Origin of the sequence: Colwellia sp. 6M3 (assembly GCF_014077595.1) — a bacterium.
Taxonomy (GTDB): Bacteria; Pseudomonadota; Gammaproteobacteria; order Enterobacterales; family Alteromonadaceae; genus Cognaticolwellia.
Genome location: NZ_JACGWF010000054.1, coordinates 1 through 21,482 on the forward strand (window position 1 = coordinate 1; position 21,482 = coordinate 21,482).

Annotated in this window: 18 protein-coding genes; 7 read left to right on the forward strand and 11 right to left on the reverse strand. The window is 37.7% G+C overall.

What is annotated here, in order from left to right:
* Positions 1 to 106: 106 nt before the first annotated feature.
* The 5 genes from H4J50_RS12230 (at position 107) to H4J50_RS12250 (ending at position 7,300) form a co-directional block, all read left to right on the forward strand.
* Positions 107 to 454, forward strand: a complete 348-nt coding sequence (locus tag H4J50_RS12230; protein ID WP_182256739.1) for a DUF2946 domain-containing protein — start codon at positions 107 to 109, stop codon at positions 452 to 454.
* 104 nt (positions 455 to 558) lie between these two features.
* On the forward strand, positions 559 to 1,803 hold the full coding sequence (locus tag H4J50_RS12235; RefSeq protein WP_182256741.1) for a TolC family protein: 1,245 nt from the start codon (positions 559 to 561) through the stop codon (positions 1,801 to 1,803).
* 60 nt (positions 1,804 to 1,863) lie between these two features.
* Entirely contained in the window at positions 1,864 to 3,084 is a 1,221-nt protein-coding gene (locus H4J50_RS12240) for an efflux RND transporter periplasmic adaptor subunit (protein WP_182256743.1), read from the forward strand.
* A 22-nt stretch (positions 3,085 to 3,106) separates the two neighbouring features.
* Positions 3,107 to 6,289, forward strand: a complete 3,183-nt coding sequence (locus H4J50_RS12245) for an efflux RND transporter permease subunit (protein ID WP_182256745.1) — start codon at positions 3,107 to 3,109, stop codon at positions 6,287 to 6,289.
* Between the two features lie 90 nt (positions 6,290 to 6,379).
* Positions 6,380 to 7,300, forward strand: a complete 921-nt coding sequence (locus H4J50_RS12250; protein ID WP_182256747.1) for a cation diffusion facilitator family transporter — start codon at positions 6,380 to 6,382, stop codon at positions 7,298 to 7,300.
* A 163-nt stretch (positions 7,301 to 7,463) separates the two neighbouring features.
* Here H4J50_RS12250 and H4J50_RS12255 read toward each other — a convergent pair whose 3' ends face one another.
* The 11 genes from H4J50_RS12255 to H4J50_RS12305 all read right to left on the reverse strand — a co-directional run bounded on the left by H4J50_RS12255 (position 7,464) and on the right by H4J50_RS12305 (position 19,290).
* A complete protein-coding gene (locus H4J50_RS12255) occupies positions 7,464 to 7,679 on the reverse strand; it encodes a GDCCVxC domain-containing (seleno)protein (protein ID WP_081149245.1) in 216 nt (71 codons plus the stop codon).
* Entirely contained in the window at positions 7,667 to 8,056 is a 390-nt protein-coding gene (merC, locus tag H4J50_RS12260; RefSeq protein ID WP_081149243.1) for an organomercurial transporter MerC, read from the reverse strand. Before merC ends, H4J50_RS12255 begins: the two co-directional genes overlap by 13 nt.
* Before the next feature lie 64 nt (positions 8,057 to 8,120).
* Positions 8,121 to 8,498: a MerR family transcriptional regulator gene (locus H4J50_RS12265; protein WP_081149242.1), complete on the reverse strand. Its 378-nt coding sequence runs from the start codon at positions 8,496 to 8,498 to the stop codon at positions 8,121 to 8,123.
* 731 nt (positions 8,499 to 9,229) lie between these two features.
* Positions 9,230 to 11,458: an AAA family ATPase gene (locus tag H4J50_RS12270; RefSeq protein WP_081149240.1), complete on the reverse strand. Its 2,229-nt coding sequence runs from the start codon at positions 11,456 to 11,458 to the stop codon at positions 9,230 to 9,232.
* Positions 11,458 to 11,886, reverse strand: a complete 429-nt coding sequence (locus H4J50_RS12275; RefSeq protein WP_081149239.1) for a VPA1267 family protein — start codon at positions 11,884 to 11,886, stop codon at positions 11,458 to 11,460. The genes H4J50_RS12270 and H4J50_RS12275 overlap by 1 nt, the downstream gene beginning before the upstream one ends.
* A gap of 135 nt (positions 11,887 to 12,021) precedes the next feature.
* Positions 12,022 to 12,666, reverse strand: coding sequence for a hypothetical protein (locus tag H4J50_RS12280; RefSeq protein WP_081149237.1), 645 nt, complete (start codon positions 12,664 to 12,666; stop codon positions 12,022 to 12,024).
* Complete coding sequence (locus tag H4J50_RS12285) at positions 12,659 to 14,635, reverse strand: hypothetical protein (RefSeq protein WP_081149236.1); 1,977 nt, start codon at positions 14,633 to 14,635, stop codon at positions 12,659 to 12,661. Before H4J50_RS12285 ends, H4J50_RS12280 begins: the two co-directional genes overlap by 8 nt.
* Positions 14,636 to 14,646: 11 nt before the next feature.
* Positions 14,647 to 17,124: a hypothetical protein gene (locus tag H4J50_RS12290; RefSeq protein WP_081149234.1), complete on the reverse strand. Its 2,478-nt coding sequence runs from the start codon at positions 17,122 to 17,124 to the stop codon at positions 14,647 to 14,649.
* Positions 17,087 to 18,217, reverse strand: coding sequence for a site-specific integrase (locus H4J50_RS12295; protein ID WP_081149233.1), 1,131 nt, complete (start codon positions 18,215 to 18,217; stop codon positions 17,087 to 17,089). The genes H4J50_RS12290 and H4J50_RS12295 overlap by 38 nt, the downstream gene beginning before the upstream one ends.
* 11 nt (positions 18,218 to 18,228) lie before the next feature.
* Positions 18,229 to 18,732, reverse strand: a complete 504-nt coding sequence (locus H4J50_RS12300) for an SDR family NAD(P)-dependent oxidoreductase (protein ID WP_182256749.1) — start codon at positions 18,730 to 18,732, stop codon at positions 18,229 to 18,231.
* Positions 18,733 to 18,846: 114 nt separating this feature from the next.
* The gene (locus H4J50_RS12305; protein ID WP_108455327.1) at positions 18,847 to 19,290 is read right to left on the reverse strand and encodes a hypothetical protein; all 444 of its coding nucleotides are present in this window, start codon (positions 19,288 to 19,290) and stop codon (positions 18,847 to 18,849) included.
* Between the two features lie 332 nt (positions 19,291 to 19,622).
* Between H4J50_RS12305 and H4J50_RS12310 the strand changes: the two genes are divergently transcribed.
* Both H4J50_RS12310 and H4J50_RS12315 read left to right on the forward strand, forming a co-directional pair.
* Positions 19,623 to 20,177 carry a S9 family peptidase gene (locus tag H4J50_RS12310; RefSeq protein ID WP_182256751.1) on the forward strand — a complete coding sequence of 185 codons (555 nt, stop codon included), beginning with the start codon at positions 19,623 to 19,625 and terminating at the stop codon, positions 20,175 to 20,177.
* A gap of 288 nt (positions 20,178 to 20,465) precedes the next feature.
* Entirely contained in the window at positions 20,466 to 21,437 is a 972-nt protein-coding gene (locus tag H4J50_RS12315) for a tRNA-dihydrouridine synthase (protein WP_108455325.1), read from the forward strand.
* The last annotated feature ends 45 nt before the right edge of the window (positions 21,438 to 21,482 follow it).

A 21,482-nucleotide genomic window follows, 5' to 3' on the forward strand; every position in this document is an offset into this window, starting at 1 on the left:
ACTATAGATGTTATTATTGTGCGGTTATTTTGAATATTCTTAAATTTAATTATTTTCTAAATACCTTCTCAATAAATTTGTGTTATGTATCCTTAAAGGTTTTGCTGTGAAAAATAAGCTTCTGAATTTTACTTTAGTCATTTTGATTGTATTACAATCATTTGTAGCTATTGCAAATTCACAAGAAATTCATGAAATTGATATTCAGCATATCCAAATTGAACATTCTCATGAATCTGATCGCTTTGTAGCTGACAAAGAATTACCAACAGACAATGAACATAATGCTAAAGATTGTCATCATTGTGGTCATTGCCATGGATCTCATATTCAGTGGCTCGTTCAAGCTCAAACCTTTACTGAGCGTCCGAATCAAATAGGACATCAGTATGGGTATTTATTTCAATATTCAAGCCCTCTTCACGATAACCCAATAATCCCCCCTATAAGTTAACTCTAATTAGAATAGCTCAGTTTAGCTGAGCATCTTTATATTCGTGTCTACTACGATTTCACTGTCGTTGGTTAACACTATTTAAATAAATATGAGTTTAATTTATGAAAATATTTTTTCAAAAAAATATTGGCGCTGTGCTATGCGTCAGTATGTCTTTGGCTATTTTAATTAATATACAAAGCGTAAATGCACAAACAACATCGACATCTTGGTTATCGATGCAAATAAACAAACATCCCGATATTATTGCCGCCAAAGAAGAAATGAATGCTGTTTTTTCAAATGCTGAAGGAAATAAGCAACCACTTTATAATCCTGAACTAGAGACGGGTTATGAACGAGAAGGTAACGCTAATAATTATTCAATTGGTATTAATCAAACGATTGATTTATGGGATAAACGAGAAACGAAAGAGCAACAAGCTAACTTTAGCTTAACTCAAGCAAGCAAACACTTTGACTTTCTTGTTCAAGAAAAGACAGCGCAAGCTTTACAAGCGTTAGTTACTTGGCAAGCAGCTAAAAAACAAGCTGTTATTGCCCAAGAACAAGAAAAGCAGTTAGAAACCTTACTTGATATAGTTAAAGACCGTCAAAAAGCAGGTGATCTAGGGCAAGTAGATGCCGAACTTACTTTTTTAAGTTTATCCCAAATGTTGAATGTTACCGCAAAGGTACAAGTTCAATTAAAACAAGCAGAAGCCCAAACCAAAGAGCTATTGCGAGATTGGACGCCAGATAAAGAGGTTATACCTGCGCAAGGTTTAACTATCACTAATTATCAACTTTCACCTCAATGGCTTGAACAACATCCCTTAGTCTTAGCGGCAAAAGCACAGTGGCAAATAACTAGAAGTGATGCTCAACTAGCTTTGTTAGAAACTAAAGCTGACCCAACTATAGGTTTTAACGCAGGCAAAAATGATAGGGAAAATGTACTAGGCGTAACTTTTTCAATGCCTTTGAATATCCGTAACAATTATTCAGCACAAGCAAGAGCTGCGAATCAACAAGCAATAGCTGCTGAAGCAAATTTTCGCTCCGTTATGCGCAAACAGAGATTTGCTATCCAATCAAGCACTGACACCTTAATCACTTATCAAAAAAACTATCAACGATGGCAACAATTGATGGATGGAAGAGGAAAACGTAGTGGCAATTTACTGCAAAAGCAATGGCAAAGCGGTGATGTAAGTACTACCGAATATTTACTTGCATTGCAACAACGTGCTGAAGGTCTTAATGCGGGTATTGAATTACAAAGTCAATTTCAATTAAGCCAAATCGACTGGCTATTACAGGTAGGTCAAATTAAGGCCGCTACTTTGCAATTATCTCAGCTTTGAATATTAAAGGCACTCTCAAGAACCTATTAATAATCAATGAACCAATTTTGGAAAAAACATATGAATAAGCAAATTAAATTAATAACGCTGGCCGCACTTTTTTGTGGGATAACAACCATAACTACTGCGACATTTGCAAATGTTCAATCATCTGAAAAAACCGAAAAGCATGTTGAAGAAAAAGATGATGGACATGGACATGAAGCTAAAAATGAACACAAAGAAGAAAAAAACGACGGGCATGGACATGAAGGTAAAAATGAAAACGAAGAAGAAGGTGCAGGAGTTAAACTTTCAACGGAGCAATTAAATTTAGCAGAAATTAATATATCCGTACTAGAGCCTCAGGCGATGTCTTATAGTATTTATGCTCAAGGAGAGATAAAGGTTAATGATTATACCAGTTATTTAGTCTCGCCCAGAGTGGATTCCGTCATCCTAAAACGCCATGTTGCTTTAGGTGACCATGTTGAAATTAATCAGCCCTTGGTTACCTTGTTTAGTGAGTCAATGGCTGAGGCGCAAGCCAGCTATAGACTCGCTGATTCAGAGTGGAAACGAGTGCAAAAACTGGGTCGAAAAGCGGTAGGTGACAAACGTTTTATAGAAGCTCAGACCGATTTTGAGGCTGACTTAGGACGATTATATGCGTTTGGCTTATCTGCTGACGCTATTACCTCTTTGACTACCAACACTAAAAAACTTGGACAATACACCCTAAACGCAGAGACTTCTGGCGCTGTATTATCTGATAATTTCCGTCAAGGACAACGCATAGAATCCGGCGGTACTTTATTTGATCTGGCTGATGAGGATACGTTATGGGTTGAAGCACGTTTAGCTCCATCAATGGAATTGGACTTACCTGAAAATTCAAAGGCGCAAGTAAATGTAGGTAACAATACATACATAGCTACGGTCACTCAAAAAGCTCATACCATAGACCCAGTAACTCGCACACGCATTATACGTTTACAGGTTCAAAATGACGGTCATAAGCTTCATCCCGGTTTATTTGCTGATATCTATTTTGCCCTTGAAACAGACAAAAAAGTTCTGACTGTGCCTGAAGAAGCATTAATGCGTGGTAGTGATGGTGATTGGATGGTGTTTGTTGAAGAAAATGGCGAATTTAAAGGTGTCGAAGTTGAATTGGGACGACAACTGGGAAAATCACGTGAAATTAAGGGATTACCAGCAGGCACCAAAGTCGTCACAACTGGCGCTTTTTATGTCGCGGCAGAAATTGCCAAAGGCAGTTTCGATGCTCATAACCATTAATTGATAATTGGAGAACTAACACATGTTAAATCGTTTGATTGACTGGTCTGTCGCTAACCGATTATTGGTGATACTTGCCTTGGTTGCGTTAACGGCTGCGGCCATTTTTACTATTCCACGTTTGAATTTGGATGCATTTCCTGATGTTACAAACGTGCAAGTTGCCATAAATACTGAAGCACCTGGTTTAGCTTCGGAAGAAGTAGAACAACTCATTACCTTTCCTATCGAAGCGGTAATGTATGCCTTACCTGATGTTGAAGAAGTACGCTCTATTTCCAAAACAGGTTTGTCTGGTATTACGGTTGTCTTCAAGGAAGGCACTGATATTTATTTTGCTCGTCAATTGGTTTTTGAGCGATTGCAATCAGCAAAAGAATTAATACCTGAAGGTGTTGGAACACCTGAAATTGGTCCAAACACCTCTGGTTTGGGGCAGGTATATCAATATTTACTACTCGCTGATGAAGACTCTGGTTATGACAGTACGTCACTTCGAAGTCTAAATGATTGGGTGGTTAAATTATTATTAATGCCAGTAGACGGAGTAACTGATGTCTTAGCCTTTGGTGGAAATGTTAAACAATATCAAGTCAATGTTAATCCTTCTCGCTTGCTTGCTTACCAATTAACTCAACAAGATATTGCTAATGCATTGGATGATAATAATGACAATGCGGGTGGCTGGTATATGGATAGAGGCCAAGAGCAACTTATTATTAGAGGCGTTGGTTGGTTAAGTAGTGATGAAAAAGGTATTGAAGAACTAAAACAAATTCCTGTTAAAACAATTGAAGGTACTGTTGTTTATCTTGCTGATGTGGCAACTGTTGAGTTTGGAAGCGAAATTAGACAAGGCGCGGTCACGATGACAAAACGTGTCGGTGCTAACGGAAGCAAATTTCTAGGTGAAGTTGTATCGGGTATTGTTTTGAAACGTATGGGCGCAAATACTAAAGTTGCCATTGATGGCATAAAAGACAGAATACCGCTCATCCAACAAGCCCTACCAAAAGGAGTGACGTTTGAACCTATTTATGATCAAGCAGACCTCATTGAAAAAGCCGTCAGTACAGTTTCGCAGGCATTGATTTTGGCTTTTGTCTTTATTGTTATTGTGCTGGTGCTTTTCTTACTGAATATCCGCGCAGTTTTCCTGGTACTTATTTCTATCCCGCTTTCTGTTGGTATGGCATTAATGATTATGGCTTACAATGGCTTGTCTGCGAATTTAATGTCACTGGGTGGTTTAGCGGTCGCTATAGGGATGATGGTAGATGGTGCGGTGGTTATGATGGAAAATATTTTCAAACATCTCAGTCAGCCAGACCGTCGTCATGAAGGAACGCATGACAGTGAGAACCCTTTTGATGTCGAAAAAGATATCGATGTTAGTTTGCGTATACAAATTGCCGCTAGAGAAGTCGCTAAGCCTGTATTTTTTGCAGTAACCATTATTATGGTGGTTTTTGCGCCTTTGTTTAGCTTAGAAGGCGTTGAAGGCAAACTATTTCAACCCATGGCGATTAGTATTATGATTGCTATGGTGGCGTCTTTAGCGGTATCACTCATTGTTGTACCTGCGTTAGCCAGTTACCTGTTTCAACGAGGTTTTAAAGCACGAACTAGCCCTTTCGTTAGTGTGCTAGAAAAGCTTTACCGCAGTAGTTTAACAAAAGCGATGAACGCCAAAAAAGTAGTTCTTATCGGGTCTGGAGCCTTGCTTGTTGGTACGTTATTTTTAGTGCCAAATTTAGGCACTGAATTTGTGCCAGAGCTTGAAGAAGGCACTATTAATTTACGTGTAACCATGGCCCCTTCAACCAGTTTAGCGACTGCCCTTTCAGTTTCACCTAAATTGGAAAAAATATTACTTGAATTTCCTGAAGTTACTTCTGCTACCAGTCGTATTGGCCGAGCAGAAATTGGTGGCGATCCAGAGCCGGTCAGTAACATTGAAATCTATATTGGTCTCAAACCAGTTGTAGAGTGGACCAGTGCTAAAACACGCCATGAACTTCAAGGTTTGATGGAAGTAAAGCTTGAGCAATTCCCTGGCTTATTACTGAATTTCTCTCAACCGATAGCGACAAGAGTAGATGAATTACTTTCTGGTGTTAAAGCGCAGTTAGCAATAAAACTCTTTGGTGCAGATCTCGATATCCTTGCTGAGCAGGGCCAGGCTATAGTTAATGCTATTCAAGGTGTTGATGGTGCAAGGGATGTCGCTATGGAGCCAATAGCAGGTGAATCACAGTTAGTCGTTAGACCAAACCGTCGCCAATTGTCTCGATACGGTTTATCGGTTGGTGATGTGATGAGATTAGTGCGTAATGGTATTGGTGGCCACGAAGTAGGACAAGTCATTAATGGAAATGAGCGTTATGACATTTACCTGCGAATAGCCAAAGAGTTTAGAAATCAGCAACAAGCTATTGCTGATTTACGATTACAAGCCCCAACAGGTGCATGGGTGAGATTGGGTGATGTTGCCGATATTGCCATTGAATCAGGGCCACCTCAGGTACGCCGAGATGATGTCCAGCGACGCGTCGTTATTCAAGCCAATGTGCAAGGGCGAGACATGGGTAGTGTCGTAAAAGATATTCGAGAAGCGATTGCAAATGAGGTTGATTTACCTGCGGGATATTCAGTTGATATTGGCGGTCAGTTTGAAAATCAACAACGAGCACAGCAACGCCTCACCATTGTTGTTCCACTTTCTATTGGCATTATTGCTTTGTTATTATATTTTGCTTTTGCCAGTGTTGGTCAAGCCATGCTCATCCTCGTTAATTTACCTTTAGCTATGATTGGTGGGATTGTCGCCTTATATATTTCTGGTCAATACCTATCTGTACCTAGCTCGATTGGTTTTATTACCTTATTTGGTGTTGCGGTTCTTAATGGCGTGGTTATGGTTGAAGCGATTAATTTACGCATTCAAACAGGTACGGAAAGTATTGCCGAAGCCGTTTACGAAGGCGCTGTATCAAGACTTCGCCCTGTACTGATGACAGCGATTACTTCCGCCCTTGGTTTGATTCCTATTATCATGTCAAGCGGTGTAGGCTCTGAGATACAACGACCATTAGCCACGGTAATTGTTGGTGGTTTGGTTACAGCAACGTTCCTTACTTTATTTGTCCTTCCCGTACTTTATGGTTGGTTTTCTAAAGGTCGGATTGAAGAAATGAGAAGGTAGTTCTGCTTGGTTAAAGTAAATGTAACTGTTTGCTTTAACGCTATATCCCGTAGGTATTCACTACGGGATATCAATTTATAGGAGAAAGTAATGTCCGACAATTTACATCAACACTCAACTAGCCATGGACACAGTCATATTTCTAAAGATATGTCTTCAAGTCGTATTGGCTGGGCATTTATATTAAATGTTTGTTTTACTATTATCGAATTTATTGGCGGCTGGTTAACCAACAGCACCGCAATAATGGCGGATGCGGTTCACGATTTAGGAGATAGTTTATCCATCGGTCTCGCATGGGGATTAAATAAACTCAGCAAGAAAAGCCATGATGAAATGTTTAGTTACGGCTACCATCGTTTCTCTTTATTAGGCGCACTTATTAATGGTGTTGTCTTAATAGCAGGGTCGATTTGGGTATTAACCATTTCATTCCCTCGATTGTTATCGCCAGAGATGCCTGATGCTCAAGGCATGTTATGGTTAGCGATATTAGGGGTGATTGTTAATGGTTATGCAGCTTTCAAATTAAGTGACGGGAAAACATTAAACGAACGTGTACTTAATTGGCATTTACTGGAAGACGTTTTAGGTTGGGTAGCTGTGCTAATTGTCGCTATCGTCTTAATGTTTATCGAACTGCCAATACTTGATCCCATACTTTCAATCGGATTTACGTTATTTATTCTTTTTAATGTCTTAAAAAACCTCCGCACTGCAATACGTCTATTTTTGCAGGCAACACCAGAACAAGCCATGCAAGAAAAAATAAGAAATGAATTATCAACATTGACGTCTATTGAAGACATTCATCATTTTCATTTGTGGTCACTTGATGGTGAAAGGCATGTACTTACTGCTCATTTAGTAGTGAACCATTATTTTGATCAACAGGAATATATTGCGATAAAGCATGAAATATCAACACGACTAAGCCCGTTTCATCTTGAACATACAACGTTGGAATTTGAGTTCGTAGACGAAATATGTAGAGACTCAAAAAACGATTAGAAATACTTTCAAAGATGAAAAGACATTTTAACTAAACCTGTTACAGGCTCGTTGTTTTGAGAGAACATCTTCTCTTATTAGTGTGGAAGACTTTAGAGCTACTACAGTAGCATGCTACGGATTTATTTTATGTACGCTCAAATCTGACGGATGACTATGATGGTTAGCTATTACAGCAATCTTGTCCTTCTTGAATTGGTGGGCATTTAACAGTTCCATAAGAACAGAAAACGCAGCAATCACCTTTTAAAGGCTTTAATAATACTTTGCATGATTCACATTCATAGAACCACTGACAGGCATTGGTTGGCATTTTTTCTGTTTTACTATGACCACACTCAGGACAAGTTATTGTTGAGTTTAATTTTACACTTTGCATATTCGCTCCTTTATAGGTTTTACAATATCTAATACTGACATTACGACCATTAAACTTATGCCAAAGTAGAATAAATAGGTACTCCAACCATATTGCCAAAGAGGATATAGTGTTAGTAAAACAGCTATAGGACCAAGAATACTTAAAGCACCTCTTAAATAGTTTTTATTGCGATACCAATTATATATATTTACGAGTAACGCAAGGGTAGCGAAAATAGGTAGTAAAGTATTTACTGCAACGCCTTCAAAAGATGAAAGAAATCCCAAGCCAAGTGCTGATGCCAACGAGCCTAATGCAGGAAAACAGGCAGTACAACTAAGAGCTGCTATCCAAACCCCACCAGAGCCAACTTTATCGAGTAATTTGTTTATCATATAGAATCATTCCTAAGTAATTTATAATCACGATAAACTCCGTATATAGATACGGAGTCAACAATTACTTTAATGAGTCAATAATAGGGCAAGAGTATTGGTCTTGATTGGTTTTACATGAATTAGTCATTTTACTAATAACGCTCTCTAGACGCTGTAAATCAAATATTTTATTTCGAATTATATCTAATTTTTGCAAACCTAGACTTTCTACTTGGGCGCAGTTATTTTCCATAGACATTAATGAGGATATTTCTTTTAATGTAAAGCCAAGAGCTTTTGCTTTAGCGATAAACCTAAGCTTGTCTGCAATAGCACTACTATATAAACGATAACCATTTTCTGGCTTTATTGGTTGAGAAATAAGCCCTTTTTTTTCATAAAACCTTATGGTCTCAACATTTATATCTAACTCTTTGGCGAGCTTGCCAATTGTCTTCATACCTATAGTCACTTATAAATTTAAATGATTTTACAATCTGTGAAATGAAGTATATTAAACGATTGCTTATCGTTCAATTAAGTCATTATTGCTAATAACGGTGAGTGTCTGTTTTGAGCTAAAGCTGTGTGAAAACTCTCAGCTTACAATTTTTATGCAACGCTACGTAAATTCAAAGGTAGTTTGACACCAAACATACTACAGATTTAAATCTACAGAGCCTTTTTTCGTTGTTATTTCCGAATTACGCAAGTTCAAAATAGTTTTCACACAGTCTGAGCTTGAAGGAGACGCTAACTCGCGTGGGGGGCGAAAGCGCCTTAGATTTAATACTCTAAATTTATTTAAAGCTTACATGCATGATTCAATGTCCGCTTTGGGGATTTGAGATCTAATTCCGTGAAAAAATTTTCGGCACAATCTCAATTGTGAATGGATGTGAGTTTTTATATAAAAACGACAACTTTAGGGTCCCTGATCTGCCGTTTTAACTCAAAAGCTAACTTCCGCTTTTGGCTAAAAGCCGTCCTTTTGAGGTGTTTTTTTAACACCTAAATAAGGTCAGTAAGTGGCATTAGTGATTATTAAGAGTCAATTTCAAACATTATGCGTAGTCACAAATAATTATTGTGTATCCCATGAAACAAGCAACCAAAGAATGCAAACTTAATGTTAAGCTTTGTTTAGGTTACGGTTTTAGAGTGGTGTTTACAGGAGGTGGCCCCCTATCATTATTTACTTTTTAAAAGCTCTTTTAGATAGGTTTGCCGCTTACTGGCATTACTTTGATTTTTAATAGCGCTAAGCAGTTTATCTCTTGTTCCTACAATATGAATTTCAGATTCAGCTCTTGTAATGGCTGTATAGAGCCATGCTCTATCTAAGTTTCTACCAGCCGACAAAGCGATGATAACCTTTGGAAATTGCGAACCTTGTGCCTTGTGGAGCGTAATAGCATATCCTGCCTTTACAGACTGAAGTAATATTTGTGTCAATGGTACGAATTTGTCTTCTTCATTTTCGAAATCATCCATCTGCACTATACCAAGCTGTCCATCCGTTTGCTCAACGGAAATCAATTTACCCAACGAACCGTTCTGCACACCTGCGTCATAGTTATTTTGTGTAAACAAAACAGGATCATCTAGATAAAATCGATCAAAAAAGTGTTGCCCGTCAATCTCAAATGCTAGTTGTTTGCCGTCTGGGTTTAATACTTTTTGACATTCCTCATTAATTTTATCAACAAGGGCGTTAGTCGGAGCCACTATACGGCTGTCTGACGGTGCTTGTTTGTAAAGTTTTACGCATGCATCTACCACACCTTCAAATTCTGTTTCATGAAACGTTATGGAACCAGTTGTTAATTTACTGGGAACAATTCCTTGATTGATTAACTTTGAATATTCAGGAATGCCAGAGCTTGCGCCTTGGCGCTTCACAATATTTAATTCAGTGTTATTTATGATTCTTGATTGCACTATGTCAGCTAATATATTCCCTGCACCAATAGGAGGTAATTGATTAGGATCTCCAACAAATAATATTCTTACTTCGGGGTCTATATGTATGACCATTTTAAATATGGTCGGTAAATCAATCATAGAGCTTTCATCAATAACTAATAAAAATTTGTTATTACCAATATCATCAATGGGTTCTTCTTTTAAAAATTTGGCAATCGTTGAGCAGGGTCGTTGGATACTTTGTCGCATTCTCATTGCTGCCCGACCACTTAATGCTACAGCTTTGATATTATAGCCCATCTGTTCGTAAGCATTTAAAACAGTATTAAGGACTGTTGTTTTACCGGTACCCGCTCCACCAGTTATGCATGAGATAGCATAACTGACTGAAGTTATGACAGCTTCACGTTGTTGTTCTTCCAATTCAAAGGAATTTAATTGAAAAGCACTTGAACAAGCATCATTTTCTGATTCGTTGTATGTCTCACCTTTATTGTGTAATTTTAAGAAACGTTTTTCTACTACATTTTCCATAATGTAAGTGGGGGTAAATTGATATACTCCACTATCAGGGTAAATGATAAATGCTCGCCTATCATAAGCTCCCGCCAGTGCTTTACTTACCAACTCATTACAACGCAACATATCTTTTAATGGCTTAACTAATTGCTTGTTAATAGCTATCGTATGTCCATTAGACGTATGCTTCCTTAAGCATTGAGTAACAGCAGCAATCAATCGTCTAGGGTCACCGTCTTTAATTCCAAAATGTTTTTTGGCTATTCTATCGTTTTGATTAAAGGTCATTCCAAAAATGCTTAATGAATAAGGGTTTTCTGTAATCATAAGTGATGGATCAGGATCAAATTTAATCCCATCTTTTTCAATTAATGATCCGTCGGTGACTCCTTTGAATTTATAGATGCGTTTTTGAATTGGCACCGGTATTTCATATTCTGTGAAGAACTTTGAATACCTCAGATAGGAAAATTTTTCGTAGCCCGTAATTAAGCTTACTGCGGAAACATTACCTAAACCCTTTACAGTCAATAATTTTGATAAATTTTTATCCTCTAAAATTTGGTATATATCACCGCCAAACGTTTGCCATAGTTTTTCTGCTGTTGCTATCCCTATCCCTTCAAAATGAGGGGTATCTGCAATAAACGATTTAAACCCTACTGGATTATTGGAAAGAATTATCTCCGCAGTAACAACCACTACATGATGCTTTTTGATGAAGTAATTCCCGTCAAAACTTTGAGTTTCTTCATAACTAGCATCACCTATTATCGCCCATATTTCACCCTCACAAGGCTCTGGTGAAATAGTGTTAGGGGCTTTAATTGTGTAGTAATCTATTTTACTCAGAACCGTATGGTGTAACTTATGAACTGAAACCGCACTAAAGTTAATTGACGTGTCTCTTTTTTTATAATTATTAAACACCTTTGTAATGCGAACAACAAGATCAGCCTTATAGGACGTTTGCATTATCTTAACTCCTCCATATCCATAAAAACGTCACTTAATTCGCTAAAGCGTCCCAACTTCCCCTTTAGGGCTTTATTTTCTGCTTCAAGCTCTAGTATGCGCTGTTCTAGTTCGGGAACTCTGGACTGTTCCCTAGCGGCCTTCATTGATTCTTTTTGTATTGCTTTGGGTGTTCGTGATTCATCTTCACCTTTGGGTGTTAAAGGTGGCAGAATAAGCCGGTTTCTTAGATCATTTTCAAGCTCAGCAAGTTCCTTTGCTATCGTAGGATTTTGTCTGAGAGCAGATTTAGAGAAACCACATGCTTCTGCAATAACTTTTCGACTCAGTTTATTGTCATGAACCATCTGCACGTATTGCTGATCGGTCATATTTCCTTTCCAGTCATTCCATTTCTGGATGTTTTGATTTTTCCCAACAGAACTCATTGTTTTTTCTCTTTTAATTTTTCGATTAAAGTTTGGTCGACATATATTGTAAATTAGGTTCACACTAACATTGGCTGGACTTATGTCAAAAAACGTGAATAAGTCCATGAACAGGCTTACTAGGTTGATATAAGTTCACTTCTTAACTTTTAGAACAAGAGGCTTTTGATCTTTGAAAAGTTTCTCTTGTAGGGTTCTAACTTCTTCTTGTAGAGATTTGTTGGCATGCTTAATTTCAGCTATTTCTTTATGTAGTTCATTGATAGTTTTCTTTTGCTCAGCATTTACTCGAATTGAGTCTGCGTGTGAGACTAGCATGTCACTTTGAATTAGGTGTTCCATCTCAATTTGTGTTTTAGCTGTATGCTTACCTATGTATTCATCACGCTCAGCCCGAAGCATATCCTTGGTTTTTCTTGCTGTGGATACTCCCTTACCTTTTGCTTTAGCGTCAAGAAGTCGCTTTGCTAAGTCTTCATTTTTAAGTTTGATCCAACCGACAATGCCCTGGTGGTTCTTTAACGCAGAACGCGATTCAAGAAAGGGGGTGGCTTTAATGACCTGTGCGTTTGAAAGCGTGACCTCCCTAGTATGTTCGTAGTCCCTTCTTTTAATTTTATCCTTTGCCTTTTCATATAGGTCTACCACTACATCAAACATAATCATGGTCTTATCAGGGCTTTTGGCGTGAAGAACCCAATCAGGGTATTCTTTGATTTCAGCCTCTACTTCCTCAACCTTTGGTTGTTCTTTTTCAAATTGTTTAAAGAAATCACTCATCGCTCGCCACCAGTTCAGCCTCTAACTTTTCAATGTGTTGTACCATTTTCTTGGCTTCGGCCACAATAGGGAAAGAAGCAATGATTTCACAATCTGCGGTGTCTTGCCATCTCGCTTTATTTGTTAGCATATTGTGTTCGTGAGACTTATTATTAACGCAAAAATTAGTGCATATTTGACATTTACTTGAGGTCGCAGACCCCGCCATCACTATGTTGTCCTTAATACTGCATTGAGCTACCTTTATTTCGTCGTTTAGCACAATACAGGCTCCGTAGCTGTGGAACATCATGGTGTGTACGTTTTCGTTAATTTCCTCATGAAACTCTGCTAATTCCACTAGGGATAGCATTTTAATATCTCTATCACCTAAAAGTTTTTTAGCAAGCTTTCTTACTTTCTTGATTGATGGGCCAACCCACTTATCTTCCTGGTCGTTAATTAATATGCGCTTTACCACTTCACTTACAAAATCTCTTCTCACTTGTGCTGATTCCACTTCGTTTAGTTTGTTTAGAGAATAGGCTTGTGTATGAGGGTTGTTGTGACGCATTTCCTGCCTGATTGTAGCTTCAAGATTACCATCGAACTTACGCAAGCCGAATGCCATTTTCAGGTGACGTAAGTTATGAGGAATAATATCAGGGTAAGTCTCAGCAACAGATTTATGAGAGCGCGCTATAAACTTATGGTAATATGATTTTAGTCTTTTCCGTAAAGTGACTTTACTAAAGGCTCTCTTAATATTGCCAGGTATGTTTTTTTTTGTCCAATTACCTTTATATGTCGGAACAAAAAGCTTTAACCCTAGTGCTTCTTTATCAACCCATGATAGAGTGTTGATTAATTTAATTACTTCAACTCCAAGGGGTGATAAACCTCTTTTAGCAACAATGCCTCCGCCTGTCTTAATGATTTTAGATTTAAGTATTGCATCTACATCCCATTCTCCATTGACATCTAGATATTCAATAGCTTCCATCCAGTCAGATCCGACGCTATGACACTCACTAATACGCATCAATGTAACTGATAGCAGTATAGCTATGCATGCTCCGTGTATTTCTTCTACGCAATCATTTATTTGGCTAAATGACTTAAACGGAAAATCAGTGAGTTCAGGGTTAATAGCATGTATTTTTTTTACAAATTCCAGTCGTTTTTGGTGGGATTTATTATGAGCACTTTTAGGGTTAAACTTTATGAAACCAGAAATATTATCTTTGAATATTGATTTTTTGTGGGCTGTTCCGTTTATGATTGCTAAGGATATTTCTTTATCTTTGAAGGATGTGAAATAGCATTGCAGTAATTGACATTTTTCACTGCGTATCAGTTTAATAGCATCAGCTAGCATCAGTGTAGCGACCGGCATTGGTACCATGCCAAAACTTTCTCCTCTTTCCCACTGCGAGTATGTCAAGTCAAAGTTTTCAAGTATAGGTGTCATTACCCTCACTAAGATAACGTTGGGAATAGAGAGTTCAATTCCGTCCTGTTTGTGACGCATCGAATAGCTTGTTTTAAGTGCCTCCAGTAATAACCTCACTGTTCCATTGGACATTAATACTCCATCATCAATCGCCGTATCCTTAATACAAGAAGTTACATCTTTCATTGTCCAATTATTTAATAGTTTCTTGGGTCCTTCCTTCTTATTAAGTTGAGTAAGCAGTTTTTCAATTCCATTTTTATGCTTCCTCATTGTGCTGTGCGCATAGCTCAATGTGTTATACCCATCCTGATAAGGAAAGTCATGAAGTATCATTTTTTGAACCCAAATTAAATTTCGCTCATCAATACTGCTAAAGTGTAAGTTCATTAACTCGTCAGTTGACCTATCTTTTATTATCCATATTGGTTGGCCTAGCTGGTTTATTGCCCCAGTAGACTTTACTCTAGGAGTTGTTGATTGTGGCTCAACCAAGCCTTCAACAATGCCATTGTGTATATCTTCTTTTACTGCCATGTTAAAAGCCCCTAAAACAATGGTGGGTAAGGTATAGTATGCGTCTTAGCAAGTTCTTTGGCTTGCTCTTGCATTTCAATAGGGAAGCGTTCAAATAGCATTGACCATTGAGCGTGCTTAAATATATGTTCCCCTACCTGTTGTTTATCATGGTTCTCTTTGATTTGTTCAAGCTCAGACTCCATGTGATTAATGTAGCAGAGCATCATCCAAGCAGACTTCACATCCTTAATGATTATTATGCCGCCCTCGGGGTTTGATTTATCCATTATTCCGCCAAAAATAGTCACGCCATATTTTTTTGGGGTTGCTGCACATTCATTAATAAACCCAATCACATCGTCATTAGACATTCCTTTTGGGGCATGAAATTGTTTATCAACTTCATCGACGCTCAACAGGTGGTATGTGTCTACGATACTTACAGCTTCCTCATACATCTTGTTAGAGATTTGTATATTGGCTTTTATACCATTTTGGATGCGTTCTTTGGCTACACCGTTCTCTCTGTATGCATCGACCTGCTGTTCGCTGTGAGCGGTGCGTTTTGCGTTTTCTTTGTCAGTTATATCTTCGCTTTCTTCAAAGATGATTCTGCTTTGGCGTATAGCATCTGAACTCAAAGAGATCTCTTTTGGGGTATTACGATTATTCAAATGGCGTGTGTGACGAATTTTCAAAAAATTTGCGTGATTTATGATGAATTGAGTAAATAGCCATTGAAATGCCCCTTCACCATTGACTTCACTGTGAAACTTTAGTTCTTTCTCCGATTTTTTAAAAGCACTTTTAAATAAGCTATCCTTTGCAACTAAGAAGCTAAGATTTATAAGAGAGCCCCCAGTTAATCTTTCCCTACGCCCATAATAAAGCCATGCTTCTTGCTGCTTAGTTATATAAGGCTGTGCTTGCTTCATATCTTTATGCCAGTTTATGTATGTAGTAAAAAGGGGGTCTCCTTTTTTATATTCAATCGTTTTAAAATCTTGACCAGTTCTTCGTTTGGCTTTATCTTTCGAACGGCCCTTGTGATGAACGAATTTAATGGAATCTACCTGAATATCATCAGTGATAGCTTGTAATGTATTCCCTCGATTAAATTGCTTTAAATCATCTAATTTTAACCTGTATTTATTTGACGATTGAATGCTCTCAGAGGAAAGCAACCAAGACATGACAAGGTTTTCTGATTTTGTTGGTATAATCATTGATGCTAAGCTAAAGTTCGGTATCGGAGATGCTCTTAATTTTTTTCCGCAATAAAGCCTAATTGGAACCTTTATGCTTTCATGTTTATTTTTGGAAGGTGAAACTGTTGAATTGTATGATATTTGCTCTTCCAATCTTTTAATGATACTTGCACTAGAGCTCTCTTCTTCTGGTAAGCTTTTTACTAAGCGTATAAAATTCTGTGTCGAATGTCCTTCTGACTCAGCCCACATCAGTCTATTTTCAAGGTTTGAAGATATCTCGCCTCCAGACATTTTTTTAGCCTCAACTTTTGAAGGTAATAGAGCCTCGTAAACTTTAGCATACATAGCGCTCGCTTCGAGATAATCAGTTATAGGTGTTTTCGTCGCTCTCCCATACATTGAACTTAATGGGGCGCATTCTATAGACCAAGTACCATCTTCTATCCTGTCTTTTAAAACCTCATAAATAGTTCGCTCTTCATCCCACATTATTTTACGTAAGAAAAGTCGTTTTTGGCGCATGGTATTGAGGTACCACATAGCAAACCAGCGCAAGTTAGTTATAAGTTTAGAATCAGAATAAGGACACTTAATTTCTTCACCTGTTTCATAATTAATAGTAAAGAGTTGCGATAGTGCTGGCTTAGGCGTGACATCATCCTTTTTTATTTCAGGGTTATTTTGATCTGACACATAAGGGAGTAGCTTATTACCATTAGCAAAGTTGGGTTCTGCAGTTGTGATATTAAGTTGAGTTGCCCAAGTTACCACTATTAGAAGTTTATTCTGGTAGCCGTGAAGCGAATTACTTCCAGTGCCAGTATTCTCAGATAGATACAATAGAAATTGGTGTATTACATTGTGAGGTAAATCCCCCTCTGGCAAGGTTAATAATCTGGCCCAGGTTTCATTGTTATCTAAGCCTTCGTCATGGGTTGTTAGGTATAAAAAGAAACGATTAAGCAGGTCAATATAACCACTTTTTGTAGACTCGCTACGCCCGATAAACACGTCATAGTATAAGTACGCAATGATTGCTTGGCAAAAAAGTGAGTTTTTAAATGGTTCTGGGATTTCAAGCGTTTTATCGGTTAATTTACCTTCTTCAGTTTCTAGCAAATCAAGTTTAAAATGCACTTTGTCTTTGAGTTGTTCTAGATGAATGGTTTGCTCTGCGACATATTTAGAGAGATAACCAAGCCCCTCTTTTTCCATTGTAATCTCATCCCCTGTGGTTATTTCATTATCCATTTTGAGCCTATTTCTTTCTTTTTTTATTTTTATCGCGATTTTCATGGCGAACCATTCTCATCTCTTCCGCTTTGTCGTAGTCGCCTTCCACAAGACAAGCTACTTCAATGTAGAGTTGAGTCGTACTGGAGTTAGCATGGCCAAGCCTGTCTTGGATAAGGCGCGAATTTATTCCATTTTTACGACAGAAAATGGCCATATTGGTAGCATATGAGTGTCGTAACTTTTGAAAACTTTTGTTATTTAGTTCATGGTGATTCAAATTATTTTTTGCATTCCGAAAAGTCGTCGTTCCATGTCTTGGGGAAAGCTTTCTTCCACTTCGGTGGCAAAACAAGTGCTCACTTTTTTTGTATATAGCTTTGTGTTTCTCTATAAAGTCGAAAACTTTAACCGCTAACTTAGGTTTTATGATTACATTTCTTGCCTTCCCCCCCTTCGACCCTTTCCCAATAATATTTCTCAAATCAATTTCATCACCAAATTTGTAGGTTAATCGGGCTTTTTTAAACCTTTCAATAGAAAAGTTATTCTTTCGCACTAGCTCCTCCGCCCTTACTCCTAACTCATACCCGACTCTTAGTGCTATTTCATCTCTCTCTTTTTCAAAGTCCCCATCGACTTTCAAATGCTTTATTAGTTCTTCAAACAAACCAGTAGGAATGTAGCATTGGTGGATTCTATCCGCATCATCAAGCTTCCCAAGTGTCCCTGAGATTTCTTTGTAATTAAATGATAGGCTCCTGTCTTCTCTAAATCCAAATTGAGCGGCTTTTTCAACCAGATCGATTAATACTGTTTCAACAGAATTCATGCGCGATATTGATGTAGGATTCCCGTCTTTCTCTTGAAAAGGTAGTTCTTTCATGTATAAGGCTTGCATAAAGCCTTGCGTCTCTTTTGTGGTTATAGTTTGAATAGTAGCTTGATACATCCTCATTGTTCCAAAGAACATTGCTATAATACTCGCATACTGCTCAATAGTGCTTAGCTCCCAGCTTCTTTTTCTGTCTGCTTCACACATTTTGGCAAACAAAATAGTGGGGGTTATATCTATTTCCCCATTTTTTTGGAAAAACGCCCAATAGGTTGAATCGATGCCGTGCTTTTTAATTACAAACTCTTTTTTAGTCAACACTTAACTTACCACTATGTAGCTTTGTAGATACAATAACACAAAGAAAAATATCTACAAATAATTCGTTCAATACACAGTGACGAAAAGTAGCCATAACGTCCTCCAGAGCCGTTGTCACTAATAGATCCCATTCTGGAGGTAATAAGTGCTATTTTTGCACCTTCATTCAAATGTGATTGTAAACTAGCAACAATTCTCAGCGGTGCGATAGCGTTAACTTCGAATTGTTCGCGAATCGTTGCTAAATTAAGCTCGGTTAAGCTCTCGTCTCTTAATATTCCTGCGTTGCACACTAATACGTCAATATCGACATGGCTTAATGCTAACACCATATTAGCGATACCAAGATCTGTGGCTACATCGATATCTTCGATAATATTTACCGCAAGTTTTTCTAACTCGACTGACGACTGTCGACACAAGGCAAAAACATTATCTCCTTGTGCTTTGAAATGCACACACATGGCCAGTCCTATACCTCGGTTTGCGCCGGTGATCACAATGTTTTTAATCATTTAAATACCCTTAGTGTTGAAAATTTAATAACTTACCTACTATTAAAACTAAAAAACCACTTCGTATGAAGTGGTTTTTACTATTTTATCAAGCTTATCTAGTTCGTGTTGAGCTTATTCGCCACACTTACCTTCTTTTGCGTCTTTGGCTTTACCTTCACCACATTTGCCTTCGCCACATTTACCTTTGGCTTTGTCTTTCATTTTGCTTTCGCCGCATTTGCCTTCACCGCATTTGCCTTTGGCTTTGGCTTTCATTTTACTTTCGCCACATTTGCCTTCACCGCATTTGCCTTTGGCTGCGTCTTTCATTTTACTTTCGCCACATTTGCCTTCACCACATTTGCCTTTAGCTGCGTCTTTGGCTTTGTCTTTCATTTTTCCTTCGCCACATTTGCCTTCGCCACATTTACCTTTTTCATCGTCAGCAGAGACAATAGTCATGACATCTTGTACTGCAAATGGATTTGTTTCAGCTTTTACTGGCATTGTTGCCGCAACAGTTAACGCAAATATGCTTAATAGAGCTGCAATTGAAGATTTTTTAATTAATTTCATACTGTATTCCTTTTATTTTATTATATTAATTTGACACTACATTTATAAGTATAGCTATTTACAAAGACCATACACCACGATAATAAATTTCAAGTCCTTTACATTTTTTTACATTAACTTTCAAAAATAACTTATCTCACTTTTTCATCAGACTATCTTTATCTCCATAAAATCACAAGCAATAAAAACGAACTTAGTTCCCTGTGCGTTTGCGTATTATCTAGGTTTAACTGTTAATAATAGTATTTTTTTAGGTCGCATTATTGTGCACTATTTGCCGAAAGTGTAATAAATTGTTAACCTATTGTTAACCTATTGTTAATGCAGGGTATGTGTTTACAGCACTAATAATAAAAACAGGGATTTTACAATGGGGAGATAAAATTCAGCAGGACATATATGAGGCTTACCAATGGGCTATTGCTGCTGGATTAGCGAGCAAAGATAATGCTTGTATTATGGGTGGTAGCTTTGGCGCCTACTCCGCATTACAAAGCGCGATAAAGTACCCTAAAACATACCGCTGCGCGATTGGTTATGCCGGTGTTTATGATTTAAACTTAATGTTCAATGAAGGTAATATTAAAAACCTTTATGAAGGCAAAGCATATTTAGAGGATACTTTAGGATACGATGAAACCATAAGAATGAAAATGTCTCCTGTATATCATGCTAATAACATTGAAATTCCGTTATTCATAGCTCATGGTAAAAAAGATGAACATGTGCCTTTCGCGCATTTCGCAAGACTTAGAGCAGCATTAGATGAGGCAAAAAAATCTTATACATGGCATAAATTTAGTCGTGAGAGTTATGGTTTTTTTGACCCTGATAACCATGCAGAATATATGAAAAACGTGTTGGACTTTTTAAATAAGAACATTTAGCAACACAGCTAACCCGTTATTGAAATAAAGTAAGAGGGGTATATGAGTACCCTTCTTATTTTTAATTGTTATTTTAGCCATAATTAAATTACTGACTTCTACATGAATGATACGGTTTAGTTTATACTGCCAAAATAGTAATTAACCGAAAATTAAAAGTTCGTTTTATACCTGATCAAATAATCGGTTTATTTATGTTTATGAGGGTAATCACCTCTACCTTCACTTTTACATACCCAGTTCAGAGAGTTACCTATCAATTACCTCAACCAACAAAACTGCTAACGTATGCTCCTCACAAAAAATTCACCTGTACAAAAAATAATCCTAGCACCTATGGAAGGTGTTGCTGATGAGTTAATGCGGCAATTATTAACATCTTTAAATAGTTATGACTTTTGTATCACTGAATTTGTTCGCGTGGTCGACTCATTAGTCCCTAAACATGTTTTTAGAAAAACCTGTCCTGAATTAGAGCATGGCTGTGTGACCCAAAGCGGCACCCCATTAAGAATGCAACTACTCGGCCAAGAACCCGATTGGATGGCGGAGAATGCCGTTAGAGCGCTTGCCATGGGATCGCATGGTATTGATGTAAACTTTGGCTGCCCTGCGAAAGCGGTAAATAAAAGCAAAGGGGGGGCTGTTTTACTGAACGAGCCTGAAAAAATTCATCAAATAATGACTAAAATGAGAGCTGCTATTGGCAGCAATGCTACGTTATCAGCAAAAATAAGACTTGGATTCACTGACGCCTCAAAGTTAGATGAAATTGTTAGTGCGGTGCAATCAGCCAATGTGAATCAATTAACTATTCATGCCCGTACCAAACAAGATGGCTATCGCCCTCCCGCTTATTGGCATTTTATTGCCGAGATAACAAAAAAATATAATATTGAAATCTTTGCTAATGGTGAAGTTTGGAATAAAAACGATGCGCAAAACTGCATCAGTCAAAGCCAAACTCCAAACCTGATGCTTGGCAGAGGTGCATTAGCTTTGCCAAACTTAGCAAATGTAATCAAATTTAATGAAACACCTATGGCTTGGTCAGAGCTTAGTCGCCTATTAAAGCGTTACAGTGAATTGGAGTTACAAGGAGATAAAAGCTTTTACTTTTCAAGTCGCTTAAAGCAATGGTTACGCTATTTAAAATTATATTACCCTCAAGCCGATAAGCTGTTTAATGCGATTAAGCTATTAAAAAATAAAGATGAGATTCTCTACCAAATAGAACAAGTGTCAGCGGTGCATACTTAATTTCCGCCAATTCCCTTATGAATATTAACCATAAATTTGAGAAAA